The 20,962-nt window shown below is 60.7% G+C and carries 17 protein-coding genes; 14 read left to right on the forward strand and 3 right to left on the reverse strand.

The window, feature by feature from the left end; all coding sequences use genetic code 11:
- Positions 1 to 38: 38 nt before the first annotated feature.
- Positions 39 to 1,163, reverse strand: a complete 1,125-nt coding sequence (locus tag BMX59_RS02275; RefSeq protein ID WP_093119701.1) for a polysaccharide deacetylase family protein — start codon at positions 1,161 to 1,163, stop codon at positions 39 to 41.
- A 119-nt stretch (positions 1,164 to 1,282) separates the two neighbouring features.
- Here BMX59_RS02275 and yaaA point away from each other — a divergent pair, with 119 nt between their 5' ends.
- From yaaA to BMX59_RS02345, 13 genes are all read left to right on the forward strand, one after another.
- Positions 1,283 to 2,062: a peroxide stress protein YaaA gene (gene yaaA / locus BMX59_RS02280; RefSeq protein WP_071488571.1), complete on the forward strand. Its 780-nt coding sequence runs from the start codon at positions 1,283 to 1,285 to the stop codon at positions 2,060 to 2,062.
- A gap of 888 nt (positions 2,063 to 2,950) precedes the next feature.
- Complete coding sequence (locus BMX59_RS02285; RefSeq protein ID WP_093119704.1) at positions 2,951 to 4,267, forward strand: nucleotide sugar dehydrogenase; 1,317 nt, start codon at positions 2,951 to 2,953, stop codon at positions 4,265 to 4,267.
- Between the two features lie 83 nt (positions 4,268 to 4,350).
- Positions 4,351 to 5,832 (forward strand): mannuronan synthase, encoded by a 1,482-nt coding sequence (gene alg8 / locus BMX59_RS02290; RefSeq protein ID WP_162276396.1) that lies wholly within the window; start codon positions 4,351 to 4,353, stop codon positions 5,830 to 5,832.
- Positions 5,833 to 5,870: 38 nt separating this feature from the next.
- Entirely contained in the window at positions 5,871 to 7,037 is a 1,167-nt protein-coding gene (locus BMX59_RS02300) for an alginate biosynthesis protein Alg44 (RefSeq protein ID WP_071488569.1), read from the forward strand.
- A 2-nt stretch (positions 7,038 to 7,039) separates the two neighbouring features.
- Positions 7,040 to 8,434, forward strand: a complete 1,395-nt coding sequence (gene algK, locus BMX59_RS02305; protein WP_093119707.1) for an alginate biosynthesis TPR repeat lipoprotein AlgK — start codon at positions 7,040 to 7,042, stop codon at positions 8,432 to 8,434.
- Positions 8,431 to 9,918, forward strand: coding sequence for an alginate export family protein (locus tag BMX59_RS02310; protein WP_093119710.1), 1,488 nt, complete (start codon positions 8,431 to 8,433; stop codon positions 9,916 to 9,918). The genes algK and BMX59_RS02310 overlap by 4 nt, the downstream gene beginning before the upstream one ends.
- Complete coding sequence (algG, locus tag BMX59_RS02315) at positions 9,918 to 11,486, forward strand: mannuronan 5-epimerase AlgG (protein WP_071488566.1); 1,569 nt, start codon at positions 9,918 to 9,920, stop codon at positions 11,484 to 11,486. Before BMX59_RS02310 ends, algG begins: the two co-directional genes overlap by 1 nt.
- 11 nt (positions 11,487 to 11,497) lie before the next feature.
- A complete protein-coding gene (locus BMX59_RS02320; protein ID WP_093120078.1) occupies positions 11,498 to 12,946 on the forward strand; it encodes an alginate O-acetyltransferase in 1,449 nt (482 codons plus the stop codon).
- 8 nt (positions 12,947 to 12,954) lie between these two features.
- Positions 12,955 to 14,064, forward strand: a complete 1,110-nt coding sequence (locus tag BMX59_RS02325) for a mannuronate-specific alginate lyase (protein ID WP_092240845.1) — start codon at positions 12,955 to 12,957, stop codon at positions 14,062 to 14,064.
- Positions 14,065 to 14,221: 157 nt separating this feature from the next.
- A complete protein-coding gene (locus BMX59_RS02330; RefSeq protein WP_034118206.1) occupies positions 14,222 to 15,754 on the forward strand; it encodes an MBOAT family O-acyltransferase in 1,533 nt (510 codons plus the stop codon).
- Positions 15,755 to 15,765: 11 nt separating this feature from the next.
- Positions 15,766 to 16,935, forward strand: a complete 1,170-nt coding sequence (locus BMX59_RS02335) for an alginate O-acetyltransferase (RefSeq protein ID WP_092240839.1) — start codon at positions 15,766 to 15,768, stop codon at positions 16,933 to 16,935.
- Between the two features lie 16 nt (positions 16,936 to 16,951).
- Complete coding sequence (locus BMX59_RS02340; protein WP_058422926.1) at positions 16,952 to 17,608, forward strand: alginate O-acetyltransferase AlgF; 657 nt, start codon at positions 16,952 to 16,954, stop codon at positions 17,606 to 17,608.
- Between the two features lie 106 nt (positions 17,609 to 17,714).
- Complete coding sequence (locus BMX59_RS02345; protein ID WP_071488563.1) at positions 17,715 to 19,166, forward strand: mannose-1-phosphate guanylyltransferase/mannose-6-phosphate isomerase; 1,452 nt, start codon at positions 17,715 to 17,717, stop codon at positions 19,164 to 19,166.
- Between the two features lie 96 nt (positions 19,167 to 19,262).
- On the opposite strand, the gene BMX59_RS02350 is transcribed toward BMX59_RS02345, so the two are convergent.
- Entirely contained in the window at positions 19,263 to 19,751 is a 489-nt protein-coding gene (locus BMX59_RS02350; RefSeq protein WP_139212842.1) for a hypothetical protein, read from the reverse strand.
- 133 nt (positions 19,752 to 19,884) lie between these two features.
- On the reverse strand, positions 19,885 to 20,319 hold the full coding sequence (locus BMX59_RS02355) for a hypothetical protein (protein WP_093119719.1): 435 nt from the start codon (positions 20,317 to 20,319) through the stop codon (positions 19,885 to 19,887).
- A 177-nt stretch (positions 20,320 to 20,496) separates the two neighbouring features.
- Between BMX59_RS02355 and BMX59_RS02360 the strand changes: the two genes are divergently transcribed.
- Positions 20,497 to 20,961 carry a multidrug transporter gene (locus tag BMX59_RS02360; RefSeq protein ID WP_092240831.1) on the forward strand — a complete coding sequence of 155 codons (465 nt, stop codon included), beginning with the start codon at positions 20,497 to 20,499 and terminating at the stop codon, positions 20,959 to 20,961.
- Position 20,962 lies beyond the last annotated feature (1 nt).

Consider the following 20,962-nt stretch of genomic DNA (forward strand, 5'->3'; position numbering starts at 1 on the left):
ACCCCGAAATCGCCCAAAACCCAACAGTTCCGGGCACTTCAGCGAAACGCCTCCCGGCAGTCCTGCCAACCCAGACCACTCTGCGCCGTCGCCTGCAACAGCATGGGCAAAGCGACCCGTGCCTTGTCCTGGGTGTCGTGGAACACAATCACGCCTTTGCGCCACAACAGCATCAAGGTCAGCACCCGTTGCGCCGACTCATCGGCCTTGAGCTTGCCCGGTTCATCCTGGGAATCGATGTCCCACAACGCCACCTGCAAGCCCTGGGCTTGAAAGAACCCCTGGCTGTCCGCGCGGCGCTGGCCATAGGGCGGACGGAACAGCGGCACGTAGTTTTCCGGCATCAGGTTTTGTGCCAGCGAAGCGCTGCGGGTAATCGAGCTCTGCCAGTCCACCCAATGGCTGTGGGAACGATACTGCCAGCCCTGGGTGCCGACGCACTGGCCCTGGTACAGCGCCTGCACATCGGCAACCGAACTGCGCTCGACACGGGCCTGCAGGCTGCTGCCAAGGGTGAAGAAGGTCGCGCTCATCTTCTGCTTGCGCAAATAGTCGGCGAGCCAGTCGGTATTGCCGCTGACCGGCGCAGGGCCGCCGTCGAACGTCAGCAGGAACAGGCGGTCATTGAACTCGTCGCCATTGCGCTCATGGTCGCCGAAACGTGCGACTTCGCTGCTGATCTGCGGAAACAGCGCGGCCTTGCGCAGCAATTCATCCAGGTAGCGCTCATGGAAGGTATGGCTCGGAGCGGCCCAGCCTATATAGAAGGAGTCTTCGCTCACCTCGAACTTGCCGGCCTGCTCGCGCAGGTCGTCCATGTTCTCCACCAGATAGCAGAACGAGGCGTCTTCCGCGCAGCTCTGCTGGGCGAAGGTGTAGTTCTCCAGCAGGCGCTGCCAGAGCTGGCGGCGCAGGTCGTCGATGGCGGCCAGGTTGATGATCTTCAGGCCCAGGCGCTGCTTGAGCGCGGTTTCGTCCTGGTTCTCGCTGGCCAGCAGGCTGTGGGCGAACATCAGGATTTCGGCGCGTGACGCCACGTCGAACAGCGCCGGGCTGCCGAGTTTTTCGGGCCAGGAGCCACGGTCCAGGCTGGCCACATCCACGGGTGCTGCCTGGGCATTCAGGCAAAGCAGGCATGCCGACAATAAAAGCGCTATTCGCACACAGGGTCTCCCTCTCCAGAGTCACCGGCCATCATAGCGGATCACGCCTATCGCCATCATAGGTGGAGTCAAAACGCCCCAGCCCCTAGAATCGCCTCACGTTTAAAGGAGACGACTTCATGCTGATGGTGATTTCCCCCGCCAAGACCCTCGATTTCGAGACCGCGCCGGCGACCCAGCGCTTTACCCAGCCGCAGTACCTGGACCACTCCCAGGAGCTGATCGAGCAACTGCGCACCCTCAGCCCGGCGCAAATCAGCGAATTGATGCACGTATCCGACAAGATCGGCGGCCTCAACGCCGCCCGCTTCGGCAGCTGGACCCCGGCATTCACTCAGGACAATGCCAAGCAGGCGCTGCTGGCCTTCAAGGGCGATGTTTACACCGGCCTGAATGCCGAGACCTTCAGCGATGCCGACTTCAGCTACGCCCAGGACCACCTGCGCATGCTCTCGGGCCTGTATGGCCTGCTGCGCCCCCTGGACCTGATGATGCCGTACCGCCTGGAGATGGGCACCAAGTTGCCCAATGCCCGTGGCAAGGACCTGTACGCCTTCTGGGGCACGCGTATCAGTGAATGGCTCAACCAAGCGCTGGCCGAACAAGGCGACGACGTGCTGCTCAACCTGGCCTCCAACGAATACTTCTCGGCGGTCAAGCGTACGGCCTTGAAGGCGCGGATCATCAACACCGAGTTCAAGGACCTGAAGAACGGCCAGTACAAGATCATCAGCTTCTACGCCAAGAAAGCCCGGGGGATGATGAGCCGCTTTGTGATCGAGGAACGCATCAACGACCCGGCGAAGCTCAAGCAGTTTGATGTTCAGGGCTATCGCTTCAACGCCGAGCAGTCCAAGCCGGATAACCTGGTGTTTTTGCGCGATCACGCACCAGAATAAAGCTCCCGAGAACACTGATGAACAAATGTGGGAGGGGGCTTGCCCCCGATGGCGATGGGTCAGCCAGCTTATGTTTAGCTGACCCACCGTCTTCGGGGGCAAGTCCCCTCCCACATGTTTAACCGCATTTTAATTCGCGAATCGTCATTTTTTTGGCGTCAAAAAATATCCCGACGCATCTCTAACAATTCTTTCACTCGACATTCGTCGATTTTTTTCGTAGTGGCACCACTTTTTTCAAACACTAGTGGCACAAAACTATCCCCGCGCGCCAACTCCCTATAACTACTGGCTCAAATAGCAAGTGCTATCAATATACTACCAGTGCCATCTTTCCTAATATTTCAAGAAATTTCAGGAAACAGGATGAGCGGCCCGGAACTTCGTCTAAACGCACGGCTCATACCACCGGTAACGAAATTCTCTGCTTCTGTAAGAGATGACTTACATGACGACCCAAGGAAGTAGCAAAGTTGCCCCATCAACTTTGACTCACGGGTCATATCATCAACTGATATGAGTTGAGGGCAGCGATAAGGATTAATTGCTATCCCCTATAGGCCAAGGCAGCGCTTACCCAAATGTGTCAGTGATGACACCCAAGATGTTGATAAATAAGGGCTTAAAGCCCCCATCAGGATCTTGTGGCACTGGCGTCGGCACCTTTCCCCAGAAAGGCCGGCTGCATTTCAGGGCAAGCCCCAATAACAAGGCCAAGTTGCGCACAACTTGAGTGCAATTGTTAGTCACTCGCTAATTAACATGCCTGTACGCGGTAAGTTGGCGTCTATTCGCCTAACTTTCGCGGCATCAGTGACGCTTGCAAACATGAACTCCGCCATTAATTGGCATGATTAACACAGTCTTGAAGACAAAGAGGTAAATGCGATGCGCATCAGCATATTTGGTCTCGGTTACGTTGGCGCAGTCTGTGCCGGTTGCCTGTCTGCCCGTGGCCACGAAGTGGTCGGCGTAGACATCTCCAAGGATAAGATTGACCTGATCAATGCAGGCAAATCGCCCATCGTTGAGCCCGGTCTGGGCGAGCTGTTGAGCCAGGGTATCGAAACCGGCCGACTGCGCGGCACGACCAACTTCGCCGACGCCATCCGCGATACCGACCTGTCGATGATTTGTGTCGGCACGCCGAGCAAGAAAAACGGCGACCTGGAGCTCGATTACATCGAAGCCGTGTGCCGCGAGATCGGTTTTGTCCTGCGTGACAAAACCACCCGCCACACCGTGGTCGTGCGCAGCACCGTACTGCCGGGCACCGTGGCGAACGTGGTGATCCCGATCCTCGAAGACTGCTCCGGCAAAAAAGCCGGCATCGACTTCGGTGTCGCGGTCAACCCGGAATTCCTGCGTGAATCCACCGCCATCGCCGACTACGACCAGCCACCGATGACAGTCATCGGCGAGTTCGACAAAGCCTCCGGCGATGTCCTGCAGTCGCTGTACGAAGAACTCGACGCACCGATCATCCGCAAGGACATCGCCGTTGCCGAGATGATCAAGTACACCTGCAACGTATGGCACGCCACCAAAGTGACGTTCGCCAACGAAATCGGCAACATCGCCAAGGCCGTCGGCGTCGACGGTCGCGAAGTGATGGAAGTGGTATGCCAGGACAAGACCCTCAACCTGTCCCAGTACTACATGCGCCCAGGCTTCGCCTTCGGTGGTTCGTGCCTGCCCAAAGACGTGCGTGCCCTGACCTACCGCGCCAGCTCCCTGGACGTGGAAGCGCCGCTGCTCAACTCGCTGATGCGCAGCAACGAGTCCCAGGTACAGAACGCCTTCGACATCGTCTCCAGCCACGACAAACGCAAAGTCGCCCTGCTGGGCCTGAGCTTCAAGGCCGGCACCGACGACCTGCGCGAAAGCCCGCTGGTTGAACTGGCCGAAATGCTGATCGGCAAGGGCTTCGACCTGAGCATCTACGACAGCAACGTCGAGTACGCCCGTGTCCACGGTGCAAACAAGGACTACATCGAAGGCAAGATCCCGCACGTGTCGTCCCTGCTCAACTCGGACTTCGACGATGTGATCAACAACTCCGACGTGATCATCCTGGGCAACCGTGATGAGAAGTTCCGTGCCCTGGCGCAGAACGCACCACACGGCAAGCAAGTGATCGACCTGGTGGGCTTCATGTCCAAGGCCACCTGTGCCACAGGCCGTACCGAAGGCATTTGCTGGTAACAGCAACGGCAAGTTCCGGGCTGCAAGCGTACCTATCCCCAGCGCTTGCAGCCGGGAGCCTTCTTCACCTTCGGATGACGCTTATGTCCAAGTTAAAACACGTACTGCTCCAATCCGCCGGCTGGCTGTTCTTTTTGAGCCTGCTGATGGGACTCGCCCTGCTCTTGCCGGCGAGTACGTTCGACTCCGAGTCGAAGAATTTTATTTTCCTGATTGGCGCCGTCGGCATCTGGCGCTACTCGATGGGTGCTACGCATTTCTTTCGCGGCATGCTGTTCCTGTACGTGGTCTACCCGCACCTGCGCCGCAAAGTGCGCAAGCTGGGCAAGGCCGCCGACCCGTCCCATGTGTTCCTGATGGTCACCAGTTTCCGTATCGACGCGCTGACCACCGCGCAGGTCTACAGCTCGGTGATCCGTGAAGCCATCGAATGTGGCTTTCCCACCACCGTGGTCTGCTCGCTGGTGGAAATGTCCGATGAGCTGCTGGTGAAGAGCCTGTGGGAACGCATGAATCCACCGGAGCACGTGAAGCTCGACTTCGTGCGCATCGCCGGCACCGGCAAACGCGACGGCCTGGCTTTCGGTTTCCGCGCCATCTCCCGCCACCTGCCGGACGACCGTGCCGTGGTTGCCGTGATCGATGGCGACACCGTGCTCGCCGAAGGCGTGGTTCGCAAGACCGTGCCGTGGTTCCAACTGTTCGGCAACGTCGGCGGCCTGACCACCAACGAGTTCTGCGAAGTGCGCGGCGGCTACATCATGAGCGAGTGGCACAAGCTGCGTTTCGCCCAGCGTCACATCAACATGTGCTCCATGGCCCTGTCCAAGCGCGTGCTGACCATGACCGGCCGCATGTCAGTGTTCCGTGCCAGCGTGGTCACCGACCCGGGCTTTATCGCCGACGTGGAAAGCGACTCGCTGCAACACTGGCGCCTGGGCCGCTTCAAGTTCCTCACCGGCGACGACAAGTCCAGCTGGTTCAGCCTGATGCGCCTGGGCTACGACACCTTCTACGTGCCGGATGCCGCGATCAACACCGTGGAACACCCGCCGGAGAAGAGCTTCATCAAGGCCAGCCGCAAGCTGATGTTCCGCTGGTACGGCAATAACCTGCGCCAGAATTCCCGTGCCCTGGGCCTGGGTGTGCGTCGGCTGGGCCTGTTCACCAGCATCGTGCTGTTCGACCAGCGCGTGTCGATGTGGACGTCCCTGCTCGGCCTGACCGTGGCGATCATCGCCACCTTCAAATACGGCGGCGCCTTCATCCTCGCGTACCTGCTGTGGATCGGCATCACTCGCCTGATTCTCACCCTGCTGCTGTCGTGCTCCGGCCACAAGATCGGCCCTGCGTACCCGGTGATTCTCTATTACAACCAGATCATGGGCGCGCTGGTGAAGATCTACGTGTTCTTCCGCCTCGATCAACAGTCCTGGACCCGCCAGGACACCAAACTGACCCGCGATTTGGCCAGCTTTCAACGTTGGTTCAACACCTGGTCGTCTCGGACCATGACCTTCTCCGCCGGCAGCATCTTCGTTGCCGTGTTGCTGATGATGGTCTGACCCTGCCAAGCCTGAATTAACTCTAGGAAATTGCCCTGATGAACAGCCAAGTAAATGCCAATGTTGTCCACGAATCCGAAGCCCAGCGCCAACATGCCCGCGTAAAAATCCCGGCCAAGCTGCGCTTCTTCAACACCGACCGCACCCAGACCGAAGCACGGGTGATCGACCTGTCCGCCGGCGGCCTGGCGTTCACCGCCACCCAGCCGTTGACCGTCGGCGAAGTGCACAAGGGCCGCCTGCAATTCGTCATCGATAACCTCGGCCTGGCCATGGACGTGGAACTGCAGATCCGCTCCTACGACCGCCAGACCGGCCGCACCGGTTGCCAGTTCCAGAACCTCGACGCCCAGGATATTTCCACCCTGCGCCATCTGATCACCTCGCACCTGTCCGGTGACATCGTGACCATGGGCGACGTGCTGGCGACCCTGCAACGTGACAACTTCACCAAGGCACGCAAGGTCAAGGACAGCGGCAGCAACATGAGCGCCGCCGGCCGCCTGCGCGCCGTGGTGTTCAGCGCGGGTATCTTCATCGTCGGCCTGGCGGCTTTCGGTTTCGTCTTCAAGTCGGTGTACGGCATGTACTTCGTCAGCCATGCCCAGGCCGGCCTGGTGAGCGTGCCCGGCATGAACGTGACCATGCCACGCGACGGCACCGTGCAGAGCCTGCTCAAGGGTGATGCGGTCGCCGCCAAAGGCGCGCCACTGGCGACCTTCAGCACCAGCATGCTCGACGTGCTCAAGGGCCACCTGGACGAAGACCAACTGCAACCGGCCAAGGTTGAAGAGCTGTTCGGCAAGCAAATGACCGGCACCCTGACTTCGCCGTGCGATTGCGTGGTGGCGCAGCAACTGGTGGCTGACGGTCAGTACGCCAGCAAGGGCGACGTGATCTTCCAACTGGTCCCACGCGGCAGCCAGGCCAACGTGGAAGCACGCTTCACCTATCGCCAGTTCGCCGATGTGCGCCCAGGTACCCCGGTGAGCTTCCAGGTGGCCGACGAGGAGCAGATCCGCACCGGCACCATCGTCAGCAGCACCAGCCTGAACAGCGCCGACCTGTCCTCCGACATCCGCGTGCAGATCAAGCCGGACGCACCGCTGGACAGCACCTACGCCGGTCGCCCGGTGGAAGTCACCAGCGACCGTGGCCCATCGCTGAACTGGCTGATCGATAAAGCCATGGCTGCGGGTCTTTAATCATGAGCGCCCTTCGAAACCTGCCGGTGCCCCTGGCGCTGGCCATCGCCCTCGCCGGTTGCGCCGGCCTGCCCGACCAACGCCTGGCCAATGAAGCGCTCAAGCGTGGCGACACCGTCGCCGCGCAGCAGAATTACCAGCAACTGGCAGACCTGGGCTACAGCGAGGCCCAGGTGGGCCTGGCTGACATCCAGGTAGGCACTCGCGATCCGGCGCAAATCAAACAGGCCGAGGCCACCTACCGTGCGGCAGCGGACACCTCGCCCCGCGCCCAGGCGCGCCTGGGTCGCCTGCTGGTGGCCAAGCCCGGCAGCACCGAAGCCGAACACCATGAAGCCGAAGGCCTGCTGAAAAAAGCCTTTGCCAATGGCGAAGGCAACACCCTGATTCCGCTGGCGATGCTGTACCTGCAATACCCGCACAGCTTCCCGAACGTGAATGCCCAGCGGCAGATCAGCCAATGGCAGGCCGCCGGTTACCCGGAAGCCGGCCTGGCCCAGGTGCTGCTGTATCGCACCCAGGACACCTACGACCAGCACTTGGATGACGTGGAGCGCATCTGCAAAGCCGCGCTGAACACCACCGACATTTGCTACGTCGAACTGGCCACGGTCTACCAGAAAAAAGCCGAGCCGGAAAAACAGGCCGAACTGCTCAAGCAAATGGAAGCCGGTTACAGCCGTGGCACCGTTACCGCACAGCGTGTCGACAGCGTGGCGCGTGTGCTGGGTGACGCCACCCTCGGCCAGCCGGACGAAAAAACCGCCCAGGCCCTGCTGGAAAAAATCGCCCCCGGCTACCCGGCTTCCTGGGTCAGCCTGGCGCAACTGCTCTATGACTTCCCGGAACTCGGTGACGTCGACCAGATGATGAAGTACCTGGACAACGGCCGCGCCGCCGACCAGCCGCGCGCCGAACTGTTGCTGGGCAAGCTCTACTACGAAGGCAAGTGGGTGCCGGCGGATGCCAAGGCAGCCGAAGCGCACTTCGAAAAAGCCGTGGGCAAGGAAGTGGCCGCCGATTACTACCTCGGCCAGATCTATCGCCGTGGCTACCTGGGCAAGGTCTACCCGCAAAAAGCCCTCGACCACTTGCTGACCGCTGCGCGCAACGGCCAGAACAGCGCCGACTTCGCCATCGCCCAGTTGTTTTCCCAAGGCAAGGGCACCAAGCCCGACCCATTGAACGCCTATGTCTTCAGCCAGTTGGCCAAAGCCCAGGACACCCCGGAAGCCAATGACCTGGCCGCCCAGCTTGAAGCGCCTTTGACGCCTGAACAACGCGCCCAGGGCCAACGCCTGGTGCAACAGGAACTGGCCGCCCGCGGCACCCTGGCCCAGAGCACGTTGCAACTGCACGCCCTGGATGAAGAAGACGACGGCGAGGAATCCCTATGAAGCTCAACCCATTCGTCAAGGCCGGCATCGGCCTGACCTTCGCCCTGCTGTGGTCGTGCCCGACCCTGGCCGCGCTGACCGAAGCCAAGAACTTCGGCCTGGAAGTCAAAGCCACCGCACAGTCCGAAGATGACCGCGACCTCGGCACGCAGAAAGGCGGCGACGTCAACGGCGTCGGCCTCGACCTGCGCCCGTGGATCTACGGCGAAAGCGGCGCGTGGAGCGCCTATGCCATGGGCCAGGCGGTGGCGTCCAGCGACATCATCGAGACCGACACGCTGCAACAGTCGGCCGATGACGCGAACCAGCAAACCACCAACAACGACCGCAAGGCCAAGAAAAACTACCTGGCCATGCGCGAGTTCTGGGTCGGCTACAGCGGCTTCACGCCCTACCCTGGCGAGATCCTCAAGCTGGGTCGCCAACGCCTGCGCAATGACGACGGCCAATGGCGCGACACCAACATCGAAGCGCTGAACTGGACTTTCGACACGACCCTGCTCAAGGCCAATGTCGGCGTCGCCGAACGTTTCAGCGAATACCGCACCGACCTCAAGGAACTGTCGCCCAAGGACAAGGACCGTCAGCACCTCTACGCCGACGCCGCCTACCAGTGGACGCCCGGTCAGTGGATCGGCCTGCGCGGTCACCACACCCATGACAACGGCAAGCTGGACTACCCGGAACCGGGCGTGCCCACCGACTCGTTGGACAAGCGCGAAAACGGCGACCTGACCTGGCTCGGCATCGAAGCCAACAGCGACGCCTATAACTGGCGCAATACCAACACCGTCAACTACTGGGCCAGCATCACCGGTATGCGCGGCGACCGTGACTCGGTCAATGCCCTGAATGCCGACGGCACCCGCCCGACCAACGCCAAGCGCAGCGACGACGTGAGCGGCTGGGCCACCGACCTCGGTGTGCGCCTGCGCCTTGACCCGCAGTGGCAAGTGGGCGCGGCCTACTCCCGCGCCAGCGCCGAGTACGAGCAGAACGGCCTGCAAAGCAACCGTTCGAACTGGACCGGCACCCAGTCCCGCGTGCACCGCTTCGGTGAAGCCTTCCGTGGCGAAATGAACAACATGCAGGCCATGAGTCTGTTCGGTTCCTGGCAGCTGCGCGAGGACTACGACGCCAGCCTGGTGTACCACAAGTTCTGGCGTGTCGACGGCAACAAGCCGGTGGGCAGCAACGGTATCGATGCGGTGCAGAACAACACCGACGACGTCACCGGCGCGATCCTGTCCAGTACTTCCCTGCCCCTTGAAGATGGCAAGAAAGACCTGGGCCAGGAGATGGACCTGGTGGTCACCAAGTACTTCAAGACCGGCCTGTTGCCGGCTGCGCTCAGCCAGTCGATCGATGAGCCATCGGCGCTGGTGCGTTTGCGTGCCGGCGTGTTCAAACCGGGCGATGCCTATGGCAGCAACGTCGACTCGTACATGCATCGCGCGTTTGTCGACGTGATCTGGAAATTCTGATGGGAGCCCGCCCAATGAATGCTCAAAGCCTACTCGTCGCGGCAATGCTGTTGGCCAGCGCCACAGCGTTTGCCGATACGGCGGCCAAGGCGCCGACCATCGCCAAGGAACTGCAGCAGGCCAAGACCTACACCATCTCCAGCCCGCCTACCGCGCCGCTGGAAATGGCCAAGCCGGCCCTGCCGGACCTGTCGGGCTACACCGCCGCGGCGATGGAAAAAAAGATCGTAAGAACCAAGCCGGGCAAGATCAGCATCCGCCGCATGATGCAGGAAGACGCGCTCAAGGACTTCATCGGCGGTGACAACAAGATGGCCGAATGGGTGGTGCGCCAGCACGGTATTCCCCAGGCGATCTTTGTCGACGACGGCTACATGAACCTCAAGGACCTGCTGGGCAAGGTGCCCAAGCAGTACCTGAGCGAGACCTCGCCGGGTGTGTTCCTGGCCAAGTTGCCGATCGTGGTCGGGCGCAAGGGCATCCTGGAAATCGACAAGAAGACCCAGGAGCTGCGCCTGTCCCAGGAAGGCGGTTCGTTCCTGATCAACGACGGCCAGCTGTTTGTGCATGACACCAAGGTCACCGGCTGGAGCGAAAAGGCCAACGGCCCGGCGCTGTTCAAGTCGCCCAAGGAATTCCGCCCCTTCCTGCTGGCCTGGGGCGGTACCGAAACCTACATTTCCAACACCAAGATGGCCAGTTTCGGCTACGCCAACAGTAAGTCGTACGGGGTGAGTATTTCCCAGTACACGCCGAACATGGCAAAGGTGCTCAAGCGTCCGGAGCCGACCGGCTGGATCATCGATTCCGAGTTCTCGGACATGTGGTACGGCTTCTACTGCTACGAGACCACGGGCTTCGTGATCAAGGGTAATACCTACAAAGACAACATCGTCTACGGCATTGACCCCCACGACCGTTCCCACGGCCTGATCATCGCGGACAACACCGTCTACGGCACCAAGAAGAAGCACGGCATCATCATTTCCCGTGAAGTGAACGACAGCTTCATCTTCAACAACCGCAGCTACGACAACAAGCTCTCGGGCCTGGTGATCGACCGTAACAGCGTGAACAACCTGATCGCCGACAACGAGATCTACCGCAACCACACCGACGGCATCACCCTCTATGAGAGCGGCGACAACCTGCTGTGGGGCAACAAGGTGATCAGCAACCGCCGCCACGGCATCCGCGTGCGCAACAGTGTGAACATCAAGCTCTACGAAAACACCGCGATGGCCAACGGCCTGACCGGTGTGTACGGCCACATCAAGGATTTGACCGACACCGACCGCGACATCGCCCTCGACCCGTTCGACGCCAAGGTCTCGCTGATCGTGGTGGGCGGTGAACTGGCGGGTAACGGCAGCGGGCCGCTGTCCATCGACTCGCCGTTGAGTATCGAGCTGTACCGCGTATCGATGCTGGCACCGACCAAATCCAGCGGCATCAGCTTCTCCGGCGTGCTTGGCGATCGCCAGGAAGAGATTCTCGACCTGCTGGTGCGCCAGCAGAAAGCCGTGCTGATTGACCCTGTCGAACGCCAGACCGAAATGCAGGACTGAGGATGACCCTTATGCACCCACACATGATCAAACTGCTGAGCCTCTCGGGTCTGACCCTCGGCCTGCTCGCGGCCAGCCAGGGCGTACGCGCCGACGACGTCAAGGCGCCGACCTTCACCGCCGAGCCATGCTGCAGCCTGTGCCCGGCCGCCCATGATGCGCGCAACTACACCACGCGCTATCAGCAGAACTTCACCACCCTGGTGCAAGCCCAGGGCGACTGGTTGTTCCGCACCCAGGAAGACCTGCGTACCGAATTCGACACCACCCCGTCCGGCTACAAGCGCATGCAACAGCTGCACGACGCGTTCAAGGCCAAGGGCGTGGAACTGGTGGTGGTCTACCAGCCGACCCGTGGGCTGGTGAACCGCAACAAGCTCAACCCGGAAGAGAAAGCCAAGTTCGACTTCGACAAGGCCCTGGGCAACTACAAGACCATGCTCGGCCGTTTCGCCAAGATGGGCTACGTGGTGCCGGACCTGTCGCCGCTGGCCAACGAGCAACTGCCGGAAGAGCTGCCGGCCCACGATTTCTACTTCCGTGGCGACCAGCACTGGACCCCGTACGGCGCCCAGCGCACCGCAAAAATCGTCGGTGCCAAAGTGCGTGCGATGCCCGAGTTCGCGGATATTCCCAAGCGTGAATTCGAAACCAAGCGCTCCGGGCGCATGGGCAAGACCGGCACCCTGCACAACATGGCCGGGCAACTGTGCGGCACCAGCTACGCGATCCAGTACATGGACCAGTTCACCACCGAGCCCAAGGGCGAAGCGGGCGACGGCGACCTGTTCGGCGATTCGGGCAATCCGCAGATCACCCTGGTGGGCACCAGCCACAGCGGCAAGAACTACAACTTCGCCGGCTTCCTGGAACAGGAAATCGGTGCCGACATCCTCAACGTCGCCTTCCCCGGCGGCGGTCTGGAAGGGTCGATGATCCAGTACCTGGGCAGCGATGAATTCCAGAAGACCCCGCCGAAAATCCTCATCTGGGAGTTCTCGCCGCTGTATCGCCTGGACCAGGAGACCATCTACCGCCAGATGATGGCCCTGCTCGACAACGGCTGCGAAGGCAAGACCGCGCAGATGACCGCGAGCACCACCTTGAAACCCGGCAAGAACGAATTGCTGGTGAACAGTTCGAACAAAGACCTGCGTAATGCCAATCACCAGGTCGATATCCGCTTCGCCGATCCGTCGGTGAAAACCCTGCAAGCCACCCTCTGGTACATGAACGGGCGCCACGAGGACATCAAGATCGAGAAACCCGAGACATCCGATACAGACGGGCGTTTCGCCTTTGAACTGCGCACCGATGAAGACTGGGCCTCGCAGAACCTGCTGGCCGTGGAAGTGCAGGGTCCCGAAGCGGGCGCTGCTGCGCAGAAGGTCGAAGCGAAAATTTGCACACGCAACGTATTCCCGGCCGGTGGTCAACAGACCGCTTCAACTGGGAAATGAGGTTACCTATGCAGAAGTTACTGATCCCTACGCTGCTGGGCCTGGCGATGTTCGCAGGCTCCGTCAACGCCGCCGCACCGCTGCGTCCGCCACAAGGCTATTTCGCACCGATTGAAGCGTTCAAGACCGGCGACTTCAAGGAAAACTGCGACACCATGCCGGCGCCCTACACCGGGCCGCTGCAGTTTCGCAGCAAGTACGAAGGCTCGGACAAGGCGCGTTCAACCCTGAACGTGCAGTCGGAAAAAGCCTTCCGCGACAGCACCGCCGACATCACCAAGCTGGAAAAAGACACCAGCAAACGCGTGATGCAGTTCATGCGTGACGGCCGCCCCGAGCAGCTCGAATGCACCCTGAACTGGCTGGTGTCGTGGGCCAAGGCCGATGCATTGATGTCCAAGGACTTCAACCACACCGGCAAGTCCATGCGCAAGTGGGCGCTGGGCAGCATGGCCTCGGCCTATGTGCGCCTGAAGTTCTCCGACTCGCACCCGTTGGCCAATCACCAGCAGGAATCGCAACTGATCGAAGCCTGGTTCAACAAGCTCGCCGATCAAGTGGTCAGCGACTGGGACAACCTGCCCCTGGAAAAAACCAACAACCACTCCTACTGGGCCGCCTGGTCGGTGATGGCAACGTCCGTCGCCACCAACCGTCGCGATCTGTTTGATTGGGCGGTGAAGGAATACAAGGTCGGCGTGAACCAGGTCGACGACCAGGGCTTCCTGCCGAACGAATTGAAGCGTCAGCAACGCGCCCTGTCGTACCACAACTACGCTCTGCCGCCGCTGTCGATGATCGCCAGCTTTGCCCTGGTAAATGGCGTGGACCTGCGCCAGGAAAACAACGGCGCGCTCAAGCGCCTGGGCGACAAAGTGCTCGCCGGGGTCAAGGATCCCGAGATCTTCGAACAGAAGAACGGCAAGGAGCAGGACATGAAGGACTTGAAGCAGGACATGAAATTCGCCTGGCTCGAACCCTTCTGCACCCTCTACACCTGCGCGCCGGATGTGCTCGAGCGCAAGCATGGGATGCAGCCGTTCAAGACCTTCCGCCTCGGGGGCGACCTGACCAAGGTCTATGACCCGACGCATGAGAAAGGCAACAAAGGTTCCTGACGAAACGCGGTAAAACATGTGGGAGGGGGCTTGCCCCCTCCCACAGTTCGAGTCGGTTTCGTCAGTTGGAATGTTGTACGGCCCGCCCCCGATTTTTCGTGGGGGGGTTTGGGGGGGCTCTGGCCCTTGACTGTTGGTTAAACATGGAGAGATCGGGATGGTTTTCTCGTCCAATGTGTTCCTGTTTCTGTTCTTGCCGATCTTTCTCGGCTTGTACTACTTGAGCGGGCAACGCTATCGCAACCTGCTGCTGCTGATTGCCAGCTACGTGTTCTACGCCTGGTGGCGAGTGGACTTCCTGGCGCTGTTCGCCGCCGTGACGCTGTGGAACTACTGGATCGGCCTGAAAGTCGGTGCCGCCGGTGTGCGCACCAAGCCGGCCCAGCGCTGGCTGCTGCTCGGCGTGGCGGTCGACCTGTGCATCCTCGGCTACTTCAAGTACGCCAACTTCGGCGTCGACAGCATCAACGTGATGATGAAGTCGGCGGGCCTTGAGCCGTTCATCCTGACCCACGTGCTGCTGCCGATCGGTATCTCGTTCTACATCTTCGAGTCGATCAGCTACATCATCGACGTGTACCGTGGCGATACCCCGGCAACCCGCAACCTGATCGACTTTGCGGCGTTCGTGGCGATCTTCCCGCACCTGATTGCCGGCCCGGTACTGCGCTTTCGCGACCTGGCCGACCAGTTCAACAACCGCACCCACACCCTCGACAAATTCTCCGAGGGCTGCACGCGGTTCATGCAGGGCTTCATCAAGAAGGTGTTCATTGCCGACACCCTGGCAGTCGTCGCCGACCACTGCTTCGCCCTGCAGAACCCCACCACCGGCGATGCCTGGCTCGGCGCGCTGGCCTACACCGCGCAGCTGTACTTCGACTTCTCCGGCTACAGCGACATGGCCATCGGCCTGGGCTTGATGATGGGCTTCCGCTTCATGGAAAACTTCAAGCAGCCGTACATCAGCCAGTCGATCACCGAGTTCTGGCGGCGCTGGCACATCAGCCTGTCCACCTGGCTGCGTGACTACCTGTACATCACCCTGGGCGGCAACCGTAAAGGCACGCTGACCACCTACCGCAACCTGTTCCTGACCATGCTGCTCGGTGGCCTGTGGCACGGTGCGAACATCACCTACATCGTATGGGGCGCGTGGCACGGCATGTGGCTGGCGATTGAAAAAGCCATCGGCCTCAACACCGCGCCACGCAGCTTCAACGTCGTGCGCTGGGCCTTCACCTTCCTGCTGGTGGTGATGGGCTGGGTGATCTTCCGCGCCGAAAACCTGCACGTCGCCGGCCGTATGTACGGTGCGATGTTCAGCTTTGGCGAGTGGTCGCTGTCGGAACTCAACCGCGCCAACCTCACCGGCCTGCAAGTGGCAACCCTGGTGGTGGCCTACGCAACCCTGGCGTTCTTCGGCCTGCGCGATTTCTACACCAATCGCCCTGCCGAGAAGACCAAGCCGGCCGACCCGAGCCTGATCAAGGCCGTGCCGGGCGACAACCCCGGCAGCATCCACGAGCCCGGCTTCACCGTGGGCCAGGATGCCGCTGTGCAACCGGCCTACTGGACCGCTGACTGGCCACGCTACGCCATGCGCGCTGCGGTGCTGCTGCTGTTCGTGGCGTCGATTCTCAAACTGTCGGCGCAGAGTTTCTCGCCGTTCCTTTACTTCCAATTCTGAGGGAGCCGACCATGACCCGTTCATTACGCGTCCTCTATATCGGCCTGTTCCTGGTGGTGTTGCTCGCCCTGGGCGCCTGGTCGCTGCGCAGCTTCTTCGGCTTCAGCACCAATGCCGACGCCACCGTGCTCAACGGTCGCTGGACCAAGGCGGTCGAGACCCACTACGACGACCAGTTCCCGATCAAGCGCCTGGGCACCAACCTGTGGGCGGCGCTGGACTACAAGCTGTTCAATGAAGGCCGTCCCGGCGTGGTGCTGGGTCGCGATCACTGGTTGTACAGCGACGAGGAGTTCAACCCCGCCGTCAACGAAGACCAGAACCTGGAAGGTAACTACGCGCTGGTCGAAGGCGTACGCCAGAAGCTCAAGGCCCAGGGCATCCAACTGGTGATGGCGATCGTACCGGCCAAGGTACGCCTGTACCCGGAACACCTGGGTGAAGTGAAGCCGGCGAGCATCCACGCCAACCTGTACCAGGACTTCCACGCCCGTGTCGCCGCCGACAAGATCATCGCCCCGGACCTGCTCGGCCCGCTGCAACAGGCCAAGCTCGGCGGCAAGCAGGTGTTCCTGCGCACCGACACCCACTGGACCCCGGACGGCGCTGAAATCGCGGCCAAGCAATTGGCCAAGACCATTGCCGCCAAGACCCCACTGAGCGGCGAGCCCCAGCGTTTTGTCACCGAGGCCGAGAGCACCACACCGCACAAAGGCGACCTGCGTCTGTTCCTGCCGCTGGACCCGCTGTTCGAAAACCTGATGCCGCCGCAAGAGCCGCTGCAAAAACGCGTCACGCACCTGGCAGAAACCCAAGGTGACGACGCGCTGTTCAGCGACAGCGAAACCCCGGTGGCGCTGGTGGGCACCAGCTACAGCGCCAACCCCAACTGGAATTTCGTCGGCGCCCTCAAGCAAGCCCTGGGCAGCGACGTGGTCAGCTACGCCGAAGACGGCCACGGCCCGATCCTGCCGATGCTCAGCTACCTGAAAAGCGATGACTTCAAGAACAGCCCGCCCCAGGTGCTGATCTGGGAGTTTCCTGAACGTTATCTGCCCGTGAACAACGAAATCGGTGATGCCGACCCCGCGTGGGTTGCGCAGCTTAAACAAGCCGGTTCGCGCCAACAGAACATGGCCATCAACACTAAATCCGAGACGCCCGACCGGGCGCAAAACTGAAAGAGAGGTAACTCACATGACTTTCACTACAACTCCTCGTCGTCTCGCTAAAACCCTGGCCATCGCAGCCGGTTTGAGCTTCGTATCGATGTCCGCCTTCGCCGGTGGCGACGCTGCCCTGTACGGCCCTACCGCGCCAAAAGGCTCGAGCTTCGTGCGCATCTACAACGCCAGCAACCAGGAAGTCAGCGCTACCGTCGGCGCCACCAACCTGAGCGACGTGGCCCCACTGGCCAGCAGCGATTTCAGCTTCATGCCCGGCGGTGACTACAGCGCCAAGGTCGGCAGCCAGACCGTACCGGTCAAGCTCGCTCCGGACCACTACTACACCCTGGTCAACAGCGGCAGCGGCCAGCCACAACTGATCGAGGAACCGCCGTTCAAGAACAAGCAGAAATCCCTGGTGCGCGTGCAGAACCTCAGCGACAAGGCCCTGACCCTGAAAACCGCCGATGGCAAGACGGATGTGGTCAAGTCAGTGGCAGCCAAGGGCCGTGGCGAGCGTGAGATCAACCCGGTGAAAGTAAGCCTGGCGTTGTATGACGGTGACAAGAAAGTCGGCGATGTGAAGCCGGTTGCCTTGGAACGCGGTGAAGCGGCGGTGCTGTATGTGACGGGCTCCGGTTCGAGCCTCTCGCCAGTCTGGGTCAAACGCCCAGTGTCGACCCGCTGAAGCATTTTTCCGGGTTGGTTGAGACCAACCCGGACCGAGACAAAAACAAGAGTGAAACGACAAACCTTCGTAGCTCTGACCCATATCGATTCAAGGAGAAACACCCATGATTCCAGTCATCCTTTCCGGTGGTAGCGGCTCACGTCTTTGGCCGCTTTCCCGTAAACAGTTCCCTAAACAGTTCCTGGCCCTGACCGGTGAACACACGCTGTTCCAGCAGACCCTGGAGCGCCTGGTGTTCGAAGGCATGGACACCCCGATCGTGGTCTGCAACAAGGACCACCGCTTTATCGTCAACGAACAACTGGCCGCCCGTAAGTTGGAAAGCCAACGCATCCTGATGGAGCCTTTCGGCCGCAACACCGCGCCGGCCGTGGCCCTCACCGCGATGATGCTGGTCAACGAAGGCCGTGACGAGCTGATGCTGGTGCTGCCCGCCGACCACGTGATCGACGACCAGAAAGCCCTGCAACGCGCCCTGGCCCTGGCCACCGTGGCTGCCGAGCGTGGCGAGATGGTGCTGTTTGGCGTGCCGGCCACTCGCCCGGAAACCGGTTATGGCTACATCAAGTCCACCAACGATTCGCTGCTGCCCGAAGGCGTGAGCCGCGTCGAGCAGTTCGTGGAAAAACCCAATGAAAAACGCGCCGTCGAGTTCGTCAAAAGCGGCGGTTACTTCTGGAACAGCGGCATGTTCCTGTTCCGCGCCAGCCGCTTCCTCGAAGAGCTGAAAAAGCACGACCCGGACATCTACGACACCTGCCTGCTGACCCTGGAACGCAGCGAACAGACCGCCGATACCGTGTCGTTCGACGAAGCCACCTTCGCCTGCTGCCCGGACAATTCCATCGACTACGCCGTGATGGAAAAAACCCAGCGCGCCTGCGTGGTGCCGTTGAGTGCCGGTTGGAGCGACGTGGGCTGCTGGGCCTCGCTGTGGGCGGTCAACGACAAAGACGTCCACGGTAACGTCAGCAAAGGCGACGTGGTGATCCAGGACAGCCGCAACTGCATGATCCACGGCAACGGCAAACTGGTGTCGGTGATCGGCCTGGACAACATCGTAGTGGTGGAAACCAAGGACGCGATGATGATTGCCCACAAGGACAAGGTCCAGGGCGTGAAGCAGATGGTCAACACCCTCAACGACCAGGGCCGCAGCGAAACCCAGAACCACTGTGAAGTGTACCGTCCGTGGGGCTCCTACGATTCGGTGGACATGGGCGGCCGCTTCCAGGTCAAGCACATCTCGGTCAAGCCGGGCGCGTGCCTGTCGCTGCAGATGCACCACCATCGCGCCGAACACTGGATCGTGGTCAGCGGTACGGCCGAAGTGACCTGTGACGAGAACGTGTTCCTGCTCACCGAGAACCAGTCCACCTACATCCCGATCGCCTCGGTGCACCGCCTGCGCAACCCGGGCAAGATCCCGTTGGAGATCATCGAAGTGCAATCGGGCAGCTACCTGGGTGAAGACGATATCGAGCGCTTTGAAGATATCTACGGTCGCTCCACACCGGTAGAACGTGGCGTGTCGGTGAAAACTATCGCGCAGTAAAACAGTCGTACAAGAAGCCCTCGCCCAGCCCATTGCGTCCCCTATCCGCAGTGGGTTGGGTGGGGGCTTTTCTCGTTCAAGGGTTCTCTACACCTATCAGCGGACGCCCCCATTGTGTCCCATCGAATTGACGCCCCAATTTCTTGGGGAAAAGGCGTTGTAATTGCCGCTGGAGTGATCTTTCCCCGCGTTTTTGAATTGATCCTTGCCAAGTTTTTCAGCGGCCTTCCCTCCCCACATAAGCGCCCCACCTGCGGCTTTGGAGGCAAATCCCCCGGAGTTGGACACCGTCTTTCCGAGCACCTTGGCCATTCCCCCGACAACGGTCAGAGCGGCCCCCTGGGCTTTGTCCTTTTTATCGTTGTAGAGCGGTGGAAAGAAGTACGCATTCAGTTTGTCATTGACGCCTTGCAGAACCGTTTGTCGCAGGTTTGTAAGCCCCATGTTTTGCATACGAGGGAATAGGCGCGAGCTGACCTCCTCCCTGGGGGCTTGATCGATTGTTCCCAGCACGACAGGCGCTGGTACGGATGCAGGTACTACAGGAGAAATCTGCGCAGGAGCGAGGATGTTTGGAATGGCCATGGTGGATCTCACTTCGTAAGATGGCAGTAGGGTTACTGAAGGGCTTACAGAGCGTCTGCGTACCCGGTTTTTTGTAAAAAGACTCCACACTGGTTCGTGTCTCGAAGCCAATAAACACCTGGGGTGGTAGGTTTCAGCGGCGTCGGCAGTCCCACTCGGGCGAGCTCCCGAAGGCGATCGTCGGACGTCCTGCAAGATCGAATTTTTCGGCGCCATGCGCTTGGGCAACCTTGCCTCCCACAATCATCACTAGACCCAAGGCTTTGGAGAGAAGGCCACCACTGGCGGCTAACTTTTGCCCAGCCTCCTGCACGGCCATGCCGCCCACGGCAATACCCACACCCTTGGCGCTCATGTCACAGTTACGCGATTGCAGCATGGCTTGCTTCAGGTTTGTCAGCTTCTGAGCCTGCCTACGCGAAAACGGGTGTGATCCTGCCGCGTCAATCGTTTGCGTGAGCGATGCAGGGTGGGACTGCTCAGCCACTTTTGAAGATGTGATAAGCGCGGTCGCCACCGACGCTAGGGAAGAGGTAACCTCAGGAGCAAGAAGGGCTGCAATAGTCATCGTTTATCTCACTTGATCAGACTGCGATAAGTACATCCTGGACAATCCGTACTTCCCTGTTATAGCTCTGTGGACAAAATGCGTGGGCCGGTTCCTCGCACAGGAAAACTGATCCTGCGTTAGGCATCCACACCCGCCCGCGAGTAGGATGTTTTATCCGCATATGAGACTGTCATCATGTTTTTTGGCGTTCTACTGATCATCACTTGGCTGGTCCTGCTACTGCGCTACCCGGCCAGAGCCTTGCCGGTGTCGCTGGCCGCCGCCGTGGGCCTGGGTTTCGTGGCGATCTGGGTGGTATGGCTGGACAACCGCGAAGCCTCGCAACTGGCGCGCCTGGAACTGCGCATCAGCTACGCCCCGCAAGAGTGCCCGGCCGACCGCCCGCTAAAGTTGACCCTCAACAACGGCAACGATGTACCGCTGACCGAACTGCGCTGGCGCGTCGCCGCCTATGCACCGGGCGACTCGGTCAACCTGGCCGACAACGTCTACGCCGCCCCCCGCTATCGTGGCCCCGGCGAGTTGCAGGCCAGGGCGACATGGGATGACTGCCTGCCCACACCACCGCTTCGCCCCGGCTACCGCCCGCAAACCCTGGAATTTCGTGCCGAGCACCTTCAAGGCCGATTTGCAGACTGAG

Source organism: Pseudomonas sp. NFR09 (assembly GCF_900111535.1).
In the GTDB taxonomy this organism is placed as follows: domain Bacteria; phylum Pseudomonadota; class Gammaproteobacteria; order Pseudomonadales; family Pseudomonadaceae; genus Aquipseudomonas; species Aquipseudomonas extremorientalis.